The organism is Nitrospira sp. BLG_1 (assembly GCF_047338595.1).
In the GTDB taxonomy this organism is placed as follows: Bacteria; Nitrospirota; Nitrospiria; order Nitrospirales; family Nitrospiraceae; genus Nitrospira_D.
The window spans coordinates 109,301-126,621 of the sequence record NZ_JBLFBO010000002.1 but is presented as its reverse complement, the minus strand read 5'-3'; the positions used below and the strand labels follow the sequence as shown (position 1 = coordinate 126,621).

Annotated in this window: 14 protein-coding genes; 12 read left to right on the top strand and 2 right to left on the bottom strand. The window is 55.3% G+C overall.

From position 1 onward, the window contains the following. Positions 1-27: 27 nt before the first annotated feature. On the top strand, positions 28-1,206 hold the full coding sequence (locus ACMTNU_RS02735; RefSeq protein WP_413933667.1) for a small ribosomal subunit Rsm22 family protein: 1,179 nt from the start codon (positions 28-30) through the stop codon (positions 1,204-1,206). Positions 1,207-1,212: 6 nt separating this feature from the next. Beyond that, the gene (locus ACMTNU_RS02730) at positions 1,213-1,434 is read left to right on the top strand and encodes a HigA family addiction module antitoxin (protein ID WP_413933899.1); all 222 of its coding nucleotides are present in this window, start codon (positions 1,213-1,215) and stop codon (positions 1,432-1,434) included. 659 nt (positions 1,435-2,093) lie between these two features. Here the strand turns inward: ACMTNU_RS02730 and ACMTNU_RS02725 are convergent. Together ACMTNU_RS02725 and ACMTNU_RS02720 are read right to left on the bottom strand one after the other, a co-directional pair. Further along, the gene (locus ACMTNU_RS02725; RefSeq protein WP_413933666.1) at positions 2,094-2,273 is read right to left on the bottom strand and encodes a hypothetical protein; all 180 of its coding nucleotides are present in this window, start codon (positions 2,271-2,273) and stop codon (positions 2,094-2,096) included. Positions 2,274-2,312: 39 nt separating this feature from the next. Continuing rightward, positions 2,313-2,672, bottom strand: coding sequence for a hypothetical protein (locus tag ACMTNU_RS02720; RefSeq protein WP_413933665.1), 360 nt, complete (start codon positions 2,670-2,672; stop codon positions 2,313-2,315). Between the two features lie 106 nt (positions 2,673-2,778). On the opposite strand from ACMTNU_RS02720, the gene ACMTNU_RS02715 reads away from it, so the two are divergent. The 10 genes from ACMTNU_RS02715 (at position 2,779) to sucD (ending at position 16,746) form a co-directional block, all read left to right on the top strand. After that, on the top strand, positions 2,779-3,204 hold the full coding sequence (locus tag ACMTNU_RS02715) for a dual specificity protein phosphatase family protein (protein WP_413933664.1): 426 nt from the start codon (positions 2,779-2,781) through the stop codon (positions 3,202-3,204). A gap of 90 nt (positions 3,205-3,294) precedes the next feature. Further along, the gene (mutM, locus tag ACMTNU_RS02710; RefSeq protein ID WP_413933663.1) at positions 3,295-4,140 is read left to right on the top strand and encodes a bifunctional DNA-formamidopyrimidine glycosylase/DNA-(apurinic or apyrimidinic site) lyase; all 846 of its coding nucleotides are present in this window, start codon (positions 3,295-3,297) and stop codon (positions 4,138-4,140) included. A gap of 172 nt (positions 4,141-4,312) precedes the next feature. Continuing rightward, entirely contained in the window at positions 4,313-5,509 is a 1,197-nt protein-coding gene (locus ACMTNU_RS02705; RefSeq protein ID WP_413933662.1) for an ATP citrate lyase citrate-binding domain-containing protein, read from the top strand. A 75-nt stretch (positions 5,510-5,584) separates the two neighbouring features. Next, entirely contained in the window at positions 5,585-7,405 is a 1,821-nt protein-coding gene (locus tag ACMTNU_RS02700) for a citrate/2-methylcitrate synthase (protein ID WP_413933661.1), read from the top strand. An 87-nt stretch (positions 7,406-7,492) separates the two neighbouring features. Then, positions 7,493-9,739, top strand: a complete 2,247-nt coding sequence (locus ACMTNU_RS02695; RefSeq protein WP_413933660.1) for an aconitate hydratase — start codon at positions 7,493-7,495, stop codon at positions 9,737-9,739. 24 nt (positions 9,740-9,763) lie between these two features. Next, the gene (locus ACMTNU_RS02690; protein WP_413933659.1) at positions 9,764-11,995 is read left to right on the top strand and encodes an NADP-dependent isocitrate dehydrogenase; all 2,232 of its coding nucleotides are present in this window, start codon (positions 9,764-9,766) and stop codon (positions 11,993-11,995) included. 67 nt (positions 11,996-12,062) lie between these two features. Next, positions 12,063-12,776 (top strand): 2Fe-2S iron-sulfur cluster-binding protein, encoded by a 714-nt coding sequence (locus ACMTNU_RS02685; protein ID WP_413933658.1) that lies wholly within the window; start codon positions 12,063-12,065, stop codon positions 12,774-12,776. 73 nt (positions 12,777-12,849) lie between these two features. Next, on the top strand, positions 12,850-14,430 hold the full coding sequence (locus ACMTNU_RS02680; protein ID WP_413933657.1) for an FAD-binding protein: 1,581 nt from the start codon (positions 12,850-12,852) through the stop codon (positions 14,428-14,430). Between the two features lie 106 nt (positions 14,431-14,536). After that, a complete protein-coding gene (gene sucC / locus ACMTNU_RS02675) occupies positions 14,537-15,715 on the top strand; it encodes an ADP-forming succinate--CoA ligase subunit beta (RefSeq protein ID WP_413933656.1) in 1,179 nt (392 codons plus the stop codon). A gap of 158 nt (positions 15,716-15,873) precedes the next feature. Next, a complete protein-coding gene (sucD, locus tag ACMTNU_RS02670) occupies positions 15,874-16,746 on the top strand; it encodes a succinate--CoA ligase subunit alpha (RefSeq protein ID WP_413933655.1) in 873 nt (290 codons plus the stop codon). Positions 16,747-17,321: the final 575 nt, after the last annotated feature.

Sequence of the window (17,321 nt, the reverse complement as noted above, 5' to 3'; positions counted from 1 at the left end):
GTAATGCCTTGAGCATACACTACAGCTATGCAACGCCTCAACGTTCCGGTCTCACGGAGACTTCTTGATGCCATCCACGCCTCCGTTGAGGGAACGAACGGTTCGGCTAAGCAGTTGGCTCAGGCCGTAAGCGAGCTGTCGAGAATCTTCACCATAGAACGGGATCGCCTCAGTGTTTCATATCTGGATCGTAGCCACTTGGGTGCGGCATACCTTCAGTATTTCCTGCCGGTCAATCTTGCCAAGATACAGCGGTTGCTCAATGAGATGCGCACGCCTGAAGTGGACGAGCGTTTCTCAGTGTTGGACCTTGGTTCAGGTCCTGGTACCGGGCCGTTGGCAGTCCTCGACTGGTGGCAACAGCAGGCGTTGCCGTATGCCCTGTCCGTCACTGCTGTCGATGGTTCGAAAGTAGCTCTTAGCCAAGCCAGACAGTTGTGGGATCGATACTGCCAGGCGCCTACTGTTGGGGCAGCGAGTTTACAGACCTATGAAGGAGATCTTGAGCGGCAACTCTGGTTGGAACAGGTTAAACGACGGGCGCCATTTGATCTTATTATTCTCGCGAATTGTTTGAACGAGATATATGTAGAGGCAAAAGACCCAGTCGAGATGCGTTCCGGCCTGATCACGGAGTGCTTATCATTGCTCACCCCACACGGTACCGTCATGGTCGTTGAGCCGGCCCTACGAGAAACGTCCCGAGGGTTACTTCACGTGCGTGACCGACTTCTCCAAGAGAAACGTTGCACCATTTACAGCCCCTGCCTCCATGAAAACGCATGCCCAGCATTAGTGAAGCCAGATGACTGGTGCCACGAAGAGCGAGCATGGGAACCACCGCTGTCCATCCAAATAATCGACGAAGAGGTTGGGTTCATCAAAGACGCATTGAAGTTTTCTTATCTGCTGTTAAGGAAAGACGGCAAGACCATCGTCGAGCGACAGTCTGATGTGTTTCGAGTGGTAAGCGAACTGCGAGTCATGAAAGGGGAGAAACGAGCCTGGCTCTGCAATGAACAAGGCCGACAGGAAGTTGGCAGGCAAGATCGCCTCGCCACGTCTCAGAACGAGGTGTTCGATCAGTGGCATCGCGGCGCGATCGTGCAGATTGAAAAAATCGTACATAAGGAACGAAAGGGCAGGGTGTCGACGTTGGGACGGATCGAGGGGGATGGGAAGGTACAACTCCTTCATCTCGTTTGAGGTTTCATTGCGGCGAGGTGTAGCATAGGTATTTCCAATAAGGGGTTAAGGAAAGTTAGTCCGACTCACCCTGGGGAACTGCTGCGCAACGGTTTCCTGCCGGACTATAAGCTGACCGTATCAGGATTTGCCAGCGCACTAGAGGTGTCGCATCAGACGGTGAACGAAGTGCTACGGGAAAGGCGCGCTGTGAGTTCAGAAATAGCGCTGCGGCTTTCTGTTTGGTAACGGTCCTGCCTGAGTTTTGGTTGAATGCCTAGCGAACATGTAATCTGTGGGCGGCGGCGAGACAGGAGAAGGAGCAAAGCAATCGCATTGTGCCATTGAACGTATGAACATAGCATGACGGAACTATTCAATGCGCACGCACAATTCTCAGTTCCCGGCAAAGCCGTCAAACGGGACTGTCTTGAGTGCTCAATAGACTGTCCACGACCATCTTCAACGGATGTGCACTGAGAAGAGTAAATGGAGTGTTTGCGTGATGAACCACAGCATCCCTAGGTTGCCTGGCAATCTATGAGCATCATTTATAAGATCACGTATCCAAATGGAAAAATCTACGTGGGACAAGACAGAACTGACGACATCAACTATTTCGGCAGCCCTGATAGCGCACTGATTGCCAAAGACTTCAATAAAGAACAGAGACGCCGGTTTACAGTCACGAGGGAAATCCTTTGGGAGTCTTGTACCGCTACGCAAGGTGAGGTCGCACAGAGAGAAGTAGAATTCATCATCTCATTAAAATCAAACAATCCTTCCGTGGGTTATAATCAATGGCCCAAGTTCAGGGAGTAGAGGGGCTTCTCCGGACAGAGCCCTTCTGGAGTCTGTATTGAAAAGCTGAGAGAAGTCGGATGGCTGGATGTCGAGTGCGGGGTTCGTTAATCCGCTTCCGGCTCTGAACTGCCGTGCTGGTGCGACACCTTGTCTTCCTCGAAGAGGTCCGCCATTTCCTCAGCCATGATGGCATCATCGTCCTGAATGGCGAATACGGGGATTTCTTTTCTCACCTTGGGCTTTTCTTCCGGCGAGAGGTCCGGCTGTTTTGGCGTGTCACTCATGATTTCAGTATATACCAAATATTGAGAAAAGATGGTGGCTTATTCAAATGCCTCTAGCGAGGATTTCTCGACAAATTGTCGTTGACAGCCCTGACAGGTGACAAAGTAGTAGGCGTCCCGTACGGACAGGGTGGCTCGAAGATCGAGGTTCACACCCCGATGATTGCACGCGGTGCATGAAATCTCCTTTAAGCGAAACGGGATGTCAGGCTGTGTGCGGAGATAGAATTCCATGTCGGTATAGACGGGGAAGGTGTAAAAACACTTCTTACAGATGCCCCGCCAGTCGCCGTCAGCCCCCATGAACCGTTCATCGATGGCAAAACTCGATTGTTTGCAGATGGCGCAGGGAACTGTGTTCAGCCGGCGTTCCACTTCCTGCTGAGTGAGCGTGACCATGCGGAGAGTATAACGGGCGAGGAAAAGGAATCGCAACTGGTGCCGCAGTGCCGGTAAGAATGCTTGACGCTTCTCCGGGGCACGTTATACTCACAATGCCATGCACATGATTACAGACCAATTGTTGGTCGGGAACATCGACGATGCGCAGCAACCGCCGGCGGTCGTCGGGACTCTGTTGCTGGTGGCCGAAGAGTTGACCGTCACTCCTGCCCCCTGGATGGATTACCGCCACATTCCCTTTCGAGAGTTTGCGAAGGCCGATCCTGCAAAGTTGATGGAAGCGGTACAATGGCTTGAGTCTCGAGCACCGACCGAGCGAAAACTAGTCTGTTGCCGGGCCGGCATGGGGCGATCGGTTTCCGTCGTGATGGCGTACCTCTGTTGTGTGGAAGGGAAATCCTACGACGAAGTGCTGAAACTCGTCATGATACGGCATCCAGGTGCCATGCCGCTGCCGAATCTACAGGTCGCCATCGAGCAGGTTCGTCAACTCCGCCGTTCCAATCCGTCTCGCCAGGCTGGTTCGTAACACGGTTCTCGCTTTCATCGCACAATCTTGCCTTTCCCTCCCTCTCGTGGCTTAATGCCGCACATTTTTTACTCAGAACGCGGTTACGGAATGCCTGAACTTCCCGAAGCTGAAGTCGTCGCTCGACAAATCCGCGCACGTCTACTAGGTGCGCAGCTGACCGATGTGTGGATCGGACGAGCGGATATTGTTCGAGAGGGGTATGACACCGCGTCGTGGTATTGCGGTGCGGCCCTCCAGTCCGTTGAGCGGTTCGGCAAAAGTGTCGCCTTGGGGTTTGTGAACAGTCGAGCGTGTCGCTATGTCGTGGCTGAGTTGGGGATGACCGGACTTCTCCTGTTCCAATCGGCACCGACCAAACATCCACAGCATGTTCATGCGAGACTGTCGTTCAAAGGAGGTGACGAACCAGAACTGCGGTATTGGAACCCCCGCAGATTTGGACGCCTCTCGCTGTTGGATAAAGTCGGACTGGATCGCTATCGCACTCGCCGGTTTGGGATGGATCCATTGGCCGCATCTCAGCAGGACTTTGTGCGACTCTTACAGGAGCGCCGTGGGCGGCTCAAAACCCTCTTGATGCATCAACAAGTCATTGCCGGCATCGGGAACATCTATGCGAACGAAATTCTCTTTCGGGCCGGCCTCCACCCGAATCACCAGGTTCATCAGGTGCCGGTGCGCAAGATCGTAGCGCTCTATGCGATCATGCAGGAGGTCCTGGATGAGGCCATCAGTCATGGGGGATCGAGTGTGCGAGACTTTTTTGCTCCTGACGGGAGCGAGGGGCAATACAAGCGGCGGCATCTGGTTTATGGAAAAGAGGGACAACCCTGCCCGAATCACTGTGGTGGAGTGATTCAACGCCTTCGGGGCGAACGGAGCTCATATTTTTGTCCCCGTTGTCAGGCCATGCGGTCGAAACGACAACCCTAGTCGACAAAACTTATTATATTGCCGATGGTTAGGATGATATCTTGCGAAATGTCTTCGCTAGGTCTTTTGATCCCCCTCACTATTAGTTCCTCTGGCGTCTTGAGTCATCCTGTCAGTTTCAGCTAAAATCCCGCTCCCCTATTTGCCTGAGTTACTACGAAGGAGAATTCGCATGGCTAAGGTGTTGGAAGGCCCCGGCATGGGGCTGATGAAGAAGTGGGGGATTCACGTCCCCAACTATGTCGTCGTCACGTCCGTTGACGAACTGACCAAGCTCGGACAAGCCAATGATTGGATGAAGACCTCGAAGTTAGTGGCAAAAGCGCACGAGGCGCTCGGCTCACGCTTTAAGCTCGGTCTGGTCAAGGTTGGTTTGGATCTGAACGGCGCAATCGCTGCGACCAAGGAAATGATCGGTCGTCAAGTCGGCAGCATCACCGTGTCGCAGGTCATTGTGTCGGAGATGGTCCCACATAAAGAGGAATACTATTGTGCGGTGAAGTCGACCCGCGAAGGCAGCGAGATCCTTGTCGCCAATTGCGGTGGGATCGAGGTCGAGTCGAACTGGGACCGCGTGAAACGCCTCTGCTTGGAAGTCGGGCAGACTCCCTCGGCGGGTCAACTCGAAAAACTTTCGAAAGAGGCCGGCTTTACGGGCCCGCTCGCGAAAAAGATGGCTGACTTCGCGGGCAAGATGTTCACCTGTTTCGACAGCGAGGACGCACAATATCTCGAAGTGAATCCAGTCGTCACGCGAGAGAGTGATGGCGAATTGGTCGCGCTCGATGCGGTGACGTTGCTGGATGGTGACGCCAAGTTCCGCCATCCGGATTGGAACTTTCAATTCGCCGCTGAGTTCGGCCGTTCCTACAGTAAAGATGAAATGGAAGTCATGGCGGTCGACAGCAAGATCAAGGGGTCCGTCAAGTTCATCGAGATTCCGGGTGGTGACACAGCCATGCTGCCGGCAGGCGGCGGCGCAAGTGTCTACTATTCTGATGCGGTTGTGGCACGAGGCGGGAAGCTGGCGAACTATGCCGAGTATTCCGGTGATCCGCCGGATTGGGCTGTGGAAGTGTTGACGGAAAAAGTTTGTTCGTTGCCCGGTATCAAGAACATCATCGTCGGTGGTGCGATCGCGAATTTTACCGACGTCAAGAAGACCTTCGGCGGTATCATCAACGGATTCCGCAAAGCGAAGGGCGACGGCAAGTTAAAGGGCGTGAAGATCTGGGTGCGCCGCGGCGGGCCGCGTGAGAAGGAAGGTCTCGATGCGATGCGCGCACTGAAGGACGAGGGCTTCGACATCAACGTCTTCGACCGCAACACTCCGCTGACGGACATCGTCGACAAAGCGTTACAGAAGTAACGAGCTATCAGCTATTAGCCATCAGCTGTCGGCTGAATGCTGACCGCTGGAGGCTTCACTGTTGGAGGACTTTCGATGAGTATTCTGGCCAATAAAGACACCCGCGTGGTGATTCAGGGTGGAGCCGCCGGTGTCAATGCAGCACGCCGCATGGCGGAGTTCTGTTATCTAATTAAACGCCCCCTCACGGTCGAGGCGTTCGTCTATCCGCCCGATGCCGGCAAGACCAATGAAGTGCCGTACGGCAGCGGGTTGATTGCGATCCCCATCTACAAGACGATCGCCGAAGCGACGAAGAATCATCCAGCCATCAATACCAGCCTTGTCTACATCGGTGCCGATCGCGCCATGAAGGGTGGGATGGAAGCGTTGGATGATCCGAACATCAAGGTCGTCTCCATGATCACCGAGGGTGTTCCGGAAAAGGACGCCAAACTGCTTGGGGCGCATGCGCGCAAGCTCGGTAAGGTGTTCAACGGGCCATCCTCGATCGGGATCATCTCGGCAGGGGCGTGCCGGTTGGGCGTCATCGGTGGCGCGTTCGACAACCTCGTGCTCTCGAAGTTGTATCGTGAAGGCTCTTTCGGCGTGATTACAAAGTCAGGCGGCCTCTCGAACGAAATTATCTGGATCTGCTCACAATTCGCCGATGGCATCACGACGGCCATTGGTATCGGTGGCGATGCCTATCCCGGCACCGACTATGTGAGCTACCTGGAAATGTTTGAAAACGATCCGCAGACCAAGGCGGTCGTCATCGTCGGTGAGATGGGCGGAGACCTCGAAGAGCGGGCCGCTGAGTGGTATGGAGCCAAGAAGCGTCGTGTCAAGTTGATCGGCGTGGTTTCGGGGTTCTGCCAGGAGAGCTTGCCGAAGGGCATGAAGTTCGGTCATGCCGGTGCCAAGGAAGGGATGAAAGGCGAGGGATCAGCACGATCCAAGTCGGACGCGCTCAAGAAATCAGGGGCCATCGTCCCGCCGACGTTCGGAGCCTTGGGGCCGGCCATCAAGGAAACCTATCAAGAACTGCTCAAGTCCGGTCAGGTGAAGGAGCCGGTGGAGCCGGCGGTGCTGCCGAGGTTGCCGAAGTCGGTTGAAGAGGCGATGAAGGCGGACGAAGTGATGGTGGCTCCGTTGATCCGGACCACGATCAGCGACGACCGTGGCGATGAGCCTTGCTATGTCGGGTATCCAGCCTCAGAGCTTATCAACAAGGGATACGAGATACCTCACGTCATCGGTTTGCTCTGGGATAAGCGCCTCATTTCGAAGCAGGAAGCGGAAATCATCAAGCGCATCATGATGCTTTCGGCGGACCACGGGCCTTGCGTCAGCGGAGCGTACGCGACGATCCTTGCAGCCTGCGCCGGAATCGGCCTGTCTCAAGCAGTCGCGGCCGGGCTCATCATGATCGGTCCGCGCTTCGGCGGCGCAGTGACGGACGCCGGGCGTTGGTTCAAGTATGCCGTTGACAATAAAATGAATGTCGACGAGTTTCTGGCCTACATGAAGAAGAACGTAGGGCCAGTGCCGGGAATCGGTCACCGAGTGAAGAGCCTGCGCAATCCTGACAAGCGGGTCAAGGAACTTGTGGGTTATGTGAAGAGCTTGGATATCAAAACGCCGTGCCTCGACTTCGCCTTGGCGGTGGAGCAGGTCACGGCAGTCAAGAAGGATAACTTGATTTTAAACGTGGACGGCACGATGGCAGCGGTTCTGGTCGACATGGGCTTCCCTGTCGACAGTTTGAACGGCTTCTTTATCTTGTCGCGCACGATCGGATTGATCGGCCACTGGGTCGATCAGAAGCGGCAGGACAGTCGCCTGATCCGACTGTTCGACTATCTGGTGAACTATGCGGCGCCCAAGCGTCGGGAAGTGCCGCCCTTGAAATAGTGCTGAGTAACCAGTGTTGAGTTCTGAGTGTAGGGTCTTCGTCCGGCACTCAGCACCCAGCACTCAGAACTGTAAGGAGCTACTCCCATGTCCATGGATCTCGCGAAAAATCTCTATGCAAAAATGCCGGCGGTCTTCGAGAAGGCCAGAAAGCAATTCGGCCGACCGCTGACGCTGGCGGATAAAATTCTCGTTTCACACGCCGACAACTTCGATACCCAGAATTGGGAGCGGGGGAAGGCCATGCTGGCGCTGCGTCCCGATCGCGTGGCGATGCAAGATGCCACGGCCCAGATGGCCGTGCTGCAGTTCATGCAGGCCAACAAGAAGAAGGCCGCGGTTCCCAGCACGATCCATTGCGACCATCTGATTCGTGCGGAAATGGGATCCGAGAAGGACCTGACGCGCGCCTTGGACGAGAACCGGGAGGTCTATAACTTCCTGGCTTCTGCGGCGAAGAAGTACGGCATCGGATTCTGGAAGCCGGGTGCTGGCATCATTCACCAAGTCGTACTGGAAAATTATGCGTTCCCTGGCTGCTTGATCATCGGGACCGATTCACACACACCGAACGGCGGTGGGTTGGGTGGATTGGCGATCGGCGTCGGTGGGGCGGATGCCGGCGAAGTGATGGCCGGTTTGCCGTGGGAAGTGCTCCATCCGAAATTGATCGGGGTGAAGCTGACAGGCAAGTTGAGCGGATGGGCGTCTGCAAAGGATGTGATCCTCTACCTGTGCGGCTTGTTGACGGTGAAGGGCGGGACGAACAAGATCGTCGAATACTTTGGACCTGGCGCTGAAACGATTAGTGCCACCGGCAAAGGTACGATTTGCAACATGGGTGCGGAACTGGGTGCGACCACATCGGTCTTCCCATTCGATCAGAAGATGGTCGACTATATGACCATTACGGATCGGGCGGATCTGGCAAAGTTGGCCCAGGCAAACAAGGCCTTGTTGACGGCTGATCCAGAGGTGATGCAAGCTCCGGAAAAGTATTACGATCAGATCGTTGAAATCGATCTCTCCAAGTTGGAGCCCCATGTGGTGGGACCTCACACGCCAGACCTTGCCAGGCCGATTTCCAAGCTGAAAGCCGAAGCGCAAGAAAAGGGTTATCCCGTTGAACTGAAGGCGGCGTTGATCGGGAGCTGTACCAATTCCTCGTACGAAGATATCAGCCGTTCGGCTCACGTGGCACAGCAGGCCTTAAAGGCTGGGTTGAAGGCGAAGGCCTCGTTCCTCATTTCCCCCGGATCAGAGCGTATCTATCACACCATGAAGCGTGACGGGTTCTTGGAGACCTTCGAGAAGCTCGGCGGAACCGTGCTGTCTAATTCCTGCGGCCCCTGCATCGGCCAGTGGAAGCGTGCGGACGGGGTGAAGGGCAAGGCCGACTCGATCGTCAGCTCTTTCAACCGGAATTTTCCGGGACGGAATGATGGGATCAGCGAAACCCTTTCGTTCCTCGCAAGCCCGGAAGTGGTGACGGCCTACGCGATCACCGGCGATCTTGGTTTCGATCCGGTCAATCAGGCGGTGAAGGGAGCTGACGGCAAAGAATTCAAGCTCCAAGCCCCAGTTGGCGAGGAGTTGCCGGCCAAGGGTTTTGCGAAGGGTGAAGAGGGTTACGTGGCACCGGCTGACAACGGCGAAGGACTCACCGTTGATCTTCCACCGACGAGCGAACGGTTACAAGTCTTGCAGCCATTTCCGAAGTGGGACGGCAAAGATTTCGAGAAGCTGCCGCTCTTAATCAAGACCAAGGGCAAGACCACGACCGATCATATTTCACCGGCCGGTCCCTGGCTCAAATTCCGAGGCCACCTGGACAAGATCAGTGACAACATGTTCCTCGGCGCCAACAGCGCGTTTTCGTCCGAGCCGGGCAAGGGCACGAACGTGTTGACCGGTGAGTCGAACCTGACGATCGCGCAGATTGCCCGAGCCTACAAGGCACAGGGCATCGGGTCAATCGTGGTCGGCGACGAAAACTACGGCGAGGGCAGCAGCCGGGAGCATGCGGCGATGTCGCCTCGCTTCTTGAACGTGCGCGCGGTCATCACGAAGAGCTTCGCGCGCATTCATGAGACCAATTTGAAAAAACAGGGGATCTTGGCGTTGACCTTCGCTGATCCGAAGGACTACGAGAAGATCGAGCAGCAGGACCGCATCAGTGTGACGGGGCTGAACAGTCTGGCTCCTGGCAAGCCGGTGCAGGTAACAATTCATAAAGCGGATGGCAACGCGCTCACCATCCAGGCGAACCACAGCATCACGGCGCAGCAGATCGCGTGGTTCAAGGCGGGTTCGGCGCTCAATGCGTTGAACTAAACAGTCACACCAAGAGGGAGCGGTATGGCAAGCAAAGCAGACAAAATCATCTATACAAAGACGGATGAGGCGCCGATGTTGGCGACCTATTCCTTCTTGCCGATTATCAATGCCTTCACAAAGGCAGCGGGTGTCACCGTGGAACTGCGCGATATTTCTCTCGCAGGCCGTGTCATCGCGGTATTCCCAGAATATCTGACACCGGAGCAGAAGCAGCATGATGCGTTGGCGGAGCTTGGAGAAATGGCCAAGACGCCGGAAGCGAACATCATTAAGCTGCCGAATATCAGTGCCTCGATTCCGCAGCTGGTTGCGACGATCAAGGAATTACAGAAGCAAGGGTACAAGCTGCCGGACTATCCGGAGAATCCGAAGGACGACAAGGAAAAGGACATCAAGGCCCGCTACGATAAGGTGAAGGGTAGCGCGGTCAATCCGGTGTTGCGCGAGGGCAACTCGGACCGCCGTGCTCCGTTGTCCGTCAAGGCCTATGCGCGGAAGCATCCCCATAAGATGGGGGCCTGGTCGCCCGACTCCAAGACTCACGTCTCTCACATGAAGGGGGGCGACTTCTTCTCCAATGAAAAGTCTCGCACGATTCCCGCTGCGACGACGGCGAAAATCGAGTTCGTTGGGGCGGATGGCAAGACTACGGTGCTGAAGGAAAAGGTCACATTGCAGGCCGGTGAAGTGCTGGATGCGACTTTTATGAGTGTCAAGGCGCTTCGCAGGTTCTTGGAAGAGCAGATCGAAGATGCCAAGGCCAAGGGCGTTCTCTTTTCACTCCATATGAAGGCCACCATGATGAAGGTCTCCGACCCGAAGATCTTCGGCCATGGCGTGATTGTCTATTATAAGGATGTGTTTGAAAAGCATGGTGAAACATTCAAGAAGTTGGGCGTGGATCCTGACAATGGTCTCGGCGACGTCTATGCCAAGATCAAGGCCTTGCCGGATGAGCAGCGGAAGGCGATCGAGGCCGATATCCAGGCGGTCTATCAGAAGCGCCCGCCGATGGCGATGGTCAACAGTGACAAGGGAATCACGAATCTCCATGTGCCGAGTGACATCATCATCGACGCGTCCATGCCGCCGGTCATCCGTGATTCCGGCAAGATGTGGAATCCGGCTGGACAGCTGCAGGATGTGAAGTGTGTGATTCCCGACGCAAGTTACGCGCCGGTCTATCACGAGATGGTGGAATTCTGTAAGCAGAAAGGGGCTTTTGACCCAAAGACGATGGGGACGATTCCCAACGTCGGATTGATGGCGCAGGCTGCGGAAGAGTATGGGTCGCATGATAAGACCTTCAAGGCACCGGCCAACGGTACGATCCGCATCGTGGATGCGTCGGGTTCGATCCTCCACGAACATAAGGTTGAAGAGGGCGATATCTGGCGTGCTTGCCAGGTCAAGGATGCCCCGATTCAAGACTGGGTCAAGTTGGCGGTCACGCGTGCTCGGGCAACCGGCGCACCGGCCGTGTTCTGGTTGAACAAGGACCGTGCCCATGATGCTGAATTGATCAAGAAGGTGAATGCCTATCTGCCGAAGCATGATACGAACGGCCTCGAGATCAAGATCATGTCACCGGCTGAAGCCTGCCGGTACTCGATCGAGCGGATGAAGGAAGGCAAGGACACGATTTCTTGCACCGGCAACGTGCTGCGTGACTATCTCACGGACCTCTTCCCGATTCTCGAAATCGGCACCAGCGCCAAGATGCTCTCGATCGTTCCGTTGTTGAACGGTGGCGGGTTGTTCGAGACCGGTGCCGGTGGATCGGCCCCGAAGCATGTGCAGCAGTTCGAACAAGAGGGCTACCTGCGGTGGGATTCGCTCGGTGAGTTCCTGGCGCTGGCTGCTTCGTTGGAACACTTGGCCAAGGCTGGAAATAACCCGGTGGCAAAGATCCTGGCGGACACGCTGGATCAAGCCAATGCAAAGTTCTTGGAGAGCAACAAGTCACCGGCCCGCAAGGTCGGCGAAATCGACAACCGTGGCAGCCATTTCTATCTGGCGCTCTATTGGGCGCAAGCCTTGGCCGCTCAGACGGCGGACAAGAGGATTGCAGAAAAGTTTGCGAAGATCGCCAAAGATTTGAGCGACAATGAGAAGACGATCGACGGCGAATTGTTGGCCGCGCAGGGCAAGCCGCAGGATGTCGGCGGGTATTATCACCCGGACGATGCCAAGGCGTACAAGGCGATGCGGCCGAGCGCGACGTTGAACAAGATCATCGATTCGTTCGTATAAACAGTGAGGAGTCAGGGGTGAGGATTTCTCCTTACCCCTCACCCTTCACCCCTTACTGGTTTGTAAAATGGCTCAAGAATTAAACGAAAATGTGATCGATCAGCCCGAGGTGATGAAGCCCCGGATGGTCACGATCGAGATCGCCGGCAAGAAAGTGGACGTGCCGGAGGGGATTACTGTCGTCCGTGCCATGTGGTACGCCGGGATCGATGTCGTGCGTGGCGTCGGTTGTCTGGGGGGATTCTGCGGGGCCTGTGCCACCTACTACCGGACGAAAGATGATCCGAAAGTGAGAACCTGTCTCGCTTGTCAGATGGCGGTACAGGATGGCATGTCGTTTACGATGATGCCGCCGTTTCCGGCCCGAAAGGCCACCTACGAAATTCAGAAGCTCCAAGACCCGAAACAAGATCTGTTCAATCTCTATCCGGAAGCTCCGCTGTGCCGAAATTGCAATGCCTGCACCGAAGCCTGCCCGCAGAAGATCGACGTGCGGGAAGGAGTTTGGAAGGCTGTTTTCGGTGACTTTAAGAGCGTCTCTGAGATGTTCATGGATTGTGTCATGTGCGGGATGTGTACGCCGGTCTGCATTGCCGACATTGCGCCGAATCTCGTGGCCCTCTATGTCAGCCGTGCGCAGGGCGCCCATTTTACTGACAAGCCGGTCGGGCTCGATACCAGGATCAAAGAGATTCAGGACGACATCTATAAGGACGAATGGGCCAAGATTCTGAAGATGAATGAGAAAGAACTGGCCGAACATTGTGCGATGGTGAAATAGCCACCAGGCCATCAGCCATCAGCTCTCAGCTTCTGAGAGGCGGTTGCTGAACGCAGGTAGCTGAAAGCTAGACATGGATATTCACGCGCTCCAACAGATCGTACACAAGACTCGGGATGCCCGGCGTAAGCAGACCATCCCCAAGTTTTCTCCGACGGACCGGGACCAACTGATTCACAAGTACCATCCTGATTTTCGGGCCAGCGCCTATCGTCCGATTAAGTTCGGTCCGAACGAAGGCGACAAAACCGTCGTCGAGTTGGCGACCTTGCTTGAAGGCGACAGTTCCATTCAAGACAATGCCGATCTTACGCCTCAGTATACCTGCGATGTCCTGGTCATCGGTGGTGGAGGCGCGGGTTGTGCCGCGGCTTTGCACGCCCATGGCGCGGGAGCAAAAACCATTCTGGCCACGAAGCTTCGCTTGGGCGATTCCAACAGTGTGATGGCGCAGGGCGGGATGCAGATTTCCGTGGCGCCCGAAGATTCGCCGGTCACCCATTTCATCGATACGCTCAAGGGCGGGCACATGGAAAACGACCATGCCCTGCTCAAAGTCATGGTCGAAGATGGGCCGTCGATTGCGAAGTGGCTCTTGGAGTTGGGTGTGCTGTTCGATCGGCAGGCCGACGGGAATCTGCATGTGAAGAAGGGCGGGGGGAGTTCGAAACCTCGTCTCTTGACCTGCTCGGACTACACCGGCCTCGAAATCATGCGTGTACTCAAGGACGAGGTCATCAATCAAAAGATTCAATTATTGGAGTTCGCGGCTGCCGTTGAACTGCTGAGCGACGGCCAAGGGGCCTGCACCGGCGCGATTTTTAAAGATCTCGACAATCAGCGGCATGTGGTCGTCGCCGCCAAGTCGGTGATTGTGGCGACCGGTGGCATTGGTCGATTGCACATTCAAGGGTTCCCCACGAGCAATCACTATGGAGCGACCGGTGATGGGCTCTGCTTGGCCTATCGCATGGGCGCCAAACTCGCACATGTCGACACATTTCAATATCACCCGTCGGGTGCCGTGTATCCTGAACAATTGATCGGGGCATTGGTTACGGAGGGGATTCGCTCCGAAGGTGGGCACCTCGTCAATGCCAAGGGTGAACGGTTTGTCAACGAGCTCGATACGCGAGATGTCGTGTCTTCTTCGATTATCCGCGAGTGTGAGGAAGGGCGTGGGATCAGGACGATGTCAGGCCGTGTTGGAGTTTGGTTGGATACGCCGTTGCTGGATGCCGAGCATGGGCCGGGTACGGTCGAAAAGCATTTCCCGGCGATGATGATGCAGTTTGAGCGATTCGGGATCGATATCAGCAAGGATCCGGTCTTGATCTATCCGACGCTGCACTATCAGAACGGCGGGGTAAAGATCGATACGAACTCGGAAACCAATGTGAAGAATCTGTTCGTGGCAGGAGAGGCGTCCGGCGGACTGCATGGGCGGAACCGTCTCATGGGGAATTCCTTATTGGACCTCATGGTGTTCGGGAAACGCTCCGGCTTGACCGCTGCCGGTCGTGCGCAGTCGATGAAACAGGGCGCGCTGTCCCTCAGGCATGTGCAACAGTTCCGCGCGGAAGCCAAGAAGCATGGGAACGTCAGTGGTGTCATCTCGCCGATGATCCTGCCGGCGTACACGAGGAAAGCATAAGGAGCCTATGGCGAATGGCTGATAGCGAATGGCAAAAAAGCCTGTCTGCTCTCAGTCCGTCCCATAAGGCTATTAGCCATCTGCTATTAGCTCTTCGAGGTTAAGAATGAACGTTCATGAATTCCAAGCGAAGTCTCTCTTTGCACAATTTGGTGTGCCGGTGCCGAAGGGAAAGGAAATTACTTCTCCTGAAGCGGCCACTGCTTGGGCCAATGAGCTGAATACACCCGTATTCGTCGTCAAAGCACAGATTCATGCCGGAGGTCGAGGGAAGGCGGGTGGAGTAAAAATCACGAAGGATAAGACAGCGGTGGCAGGGTTTGCGAAAGAGCTCATCGGCAAGACGCTGGTGACGCATCAAACAGGTCCCAAAGGGCGTCAGGTTCACCGTCTGCTGATGGAAGAGGGGGCGAACATCGCCAAGGAGCTGTATCTTTCGATCCTGGTCGATCGGGATACCGGTTGGCCGACGTTCATCGCCAGTACCGAAGGCGGGATGGAAATCGAAGAAGTAGCCGCCAAGACCCCGGAAAAGATCATCAAGGAACCGATTGATCCTGCCGTGGGATTTCAGGGATACAACGGGCGGAACATCGCCTTTGCGCTCGGGCTTCAGAATATCGAGCCGACGGCAATGAATCCATTCATCAAGATGCTGGGGAATCTGTACCGCCTGTTCATGGAGAAGAACTGTGCCCTGGTCGAAATTAATCCCCTCATTATCACGAAAGAAAAGACCGTCGTGGCGCTGGACGGCAAAGTCTCGTTCGACGACAACGGCCTCTTCAAGCATGAAGATGTGCAGAAGATGCGTGATCTGAATGAGGAGGAGCCGCTGGAAATTGAAGCGACCGCGAACAATCTGAACTATGTAAAACTGGACGGCAACATCGGTTGCATGGTGAACGGGGCTGGTTTGGCGATGGCCACGATGGACGTCATCAAGCTAGCGGGCAGCGAACCGGCGAACTTCTTGGACGTGGGCGGAGGCGCGACGAAGGAGACGGTTGCCGCCGGATTCCGGATTCTGCTGAAAGATCCGAACGTGAAAGGCATCTTCATCAACATTTTTGGTGGAATCGTGCGCTGTGAACGTATTGCCCACGGTGTCATCGAAGCGGCCAAGGAAGTGAAGATCAACGTGCCTCTCGTGGTTCGACTGCAAGGAACCAATGCCGAAGAAGGCCGTAAGCTGTTGGCAGATTCCGGGTTGAAGCTCGATGTCGCCAACGATCTGTGGGAAGCCGCCCAAAAAATTGTGAAACTGACAGGAAAAGCAGCGTGAGGGAAAAGGTGCGCCGGGCCAGTCTTCAGTGCTCGCCCACCGCGCACACAAGAAGTAAATTAGATTATCAGACATTGTTCGGCGCTCGGTGGATGCGCGCAGTATGAAGACCGACCCGGCACACCTTCTTAAAAGGGAAGATAAGAAAAGAGGAAACCGTGAGCATTCTCGTCAATAAGAATACACGCGTCGTGGTGCAGGGGATTACGGGGAAGGAAGGTTCGTTCCACGCGACTCAATGTAAGGCCTATGGGACCAAGGTCGTCGCCGGTGTGACGCCGGGTAAAGGCGGGCAGGAAGTCGAAGGCATTCCCGTATTCAATACGGTGGCGGATGCGGTGAAAAAGACCGAAGCGGATACGTCGCTCATCTTTGTGCCTCCACCCTTCTGTGCCGATGCCATTTTGGAAGCAGCTGATGCCGGAATCAAACTCGTGATCTGTATCACGGAGGGGATCCCGGTGAATGACATGGTGAAAGTGAAACGGGCTCTGCGCGGTCGGGATGTGCGACTTATTGGTCCGAACTGCCCAGGGGTGATTACGGTCGATGAAGCGAAGATCGGCATCATGCCGGGCTTTATTCACAAAAAGGGTGTTGTCGGCGTGGTGTCGCGCAGTGGGACCTTGACCTATGAAGCGGTACACCAGCTCTCGACATTGGGTTTGGGAGAAACTACGTGCGTCGGAATCGGTGGTGATCCCGTGAACGGTACGGGGTTCGTGGATGTCCTGCCGTTGTTTGAAAAAGATCCAGAGACTCAGGCCATCGTCATGATCGGCGAAATCGGCGGCGACGCGGAAGAAAAAGCTGCTGAATTCATCAAGAAGAACGTAAAGAAACCAGTTGTTAGCTTCATCGCCGGGATTACGGCGCCTCCTGGCCGTCGCATGGGCCATGCCGGTGCGATTATCTCCGGCGGCAAGGGGACGGCATCTGAAAAAATGAAGACCCTGGAAGCAGCTGGGGTAACAGTCGTCAAGAATCCCGCAGAGATCGGGGAGGCGGTCAAGAAGGCGTTGGGACGGTAGGTATCCTAACTGATATTCTTAAGCCTTTCCGTTCATCCGGTTCCGTGAAGCAGCCTCACAGGCCTGTTCGCAGTGTAGTCATAAACCCTGCACCACCGTCAAAAGGAATCAGTACCTCCGCCGGCGGACTCAATCTGGATGTCTCATAGGTTCCTCAGAAAGGCCATCCAGTAAAACCGCGGGAAGAGAACACGTGGAGTCTATCTAAACCCGTACGCAGCCCTAGAGCGAAGCGGCTGGTTTTTCAACAGCGTACCGGCTGCCTCCGAAGCAATCGAAGACCGTATGGTGAACCGGCTTCTTCTCGAAAACATGCCAATCTCACTGTGAATGGCTGATCAAAGCTTTGTTGCAGCACCAGCCGAAGCTGTTGAATCCAAGGTCCTTTATCAGGCGGTCGACCTCTGTGCCCTCCCTGTTCACACATGATGTGGAAGCCAAGCTATTAGAAGCAATTACGAGATCAAGAGCGGAGAGAGGAGGGGTAGGTCGGTTCGGAAGTCAACTCGAGGCAGTTGGAATCCATCTCGATGATCTCATGACAGCCAGACTGCCATATTGGATTTATCGATAAC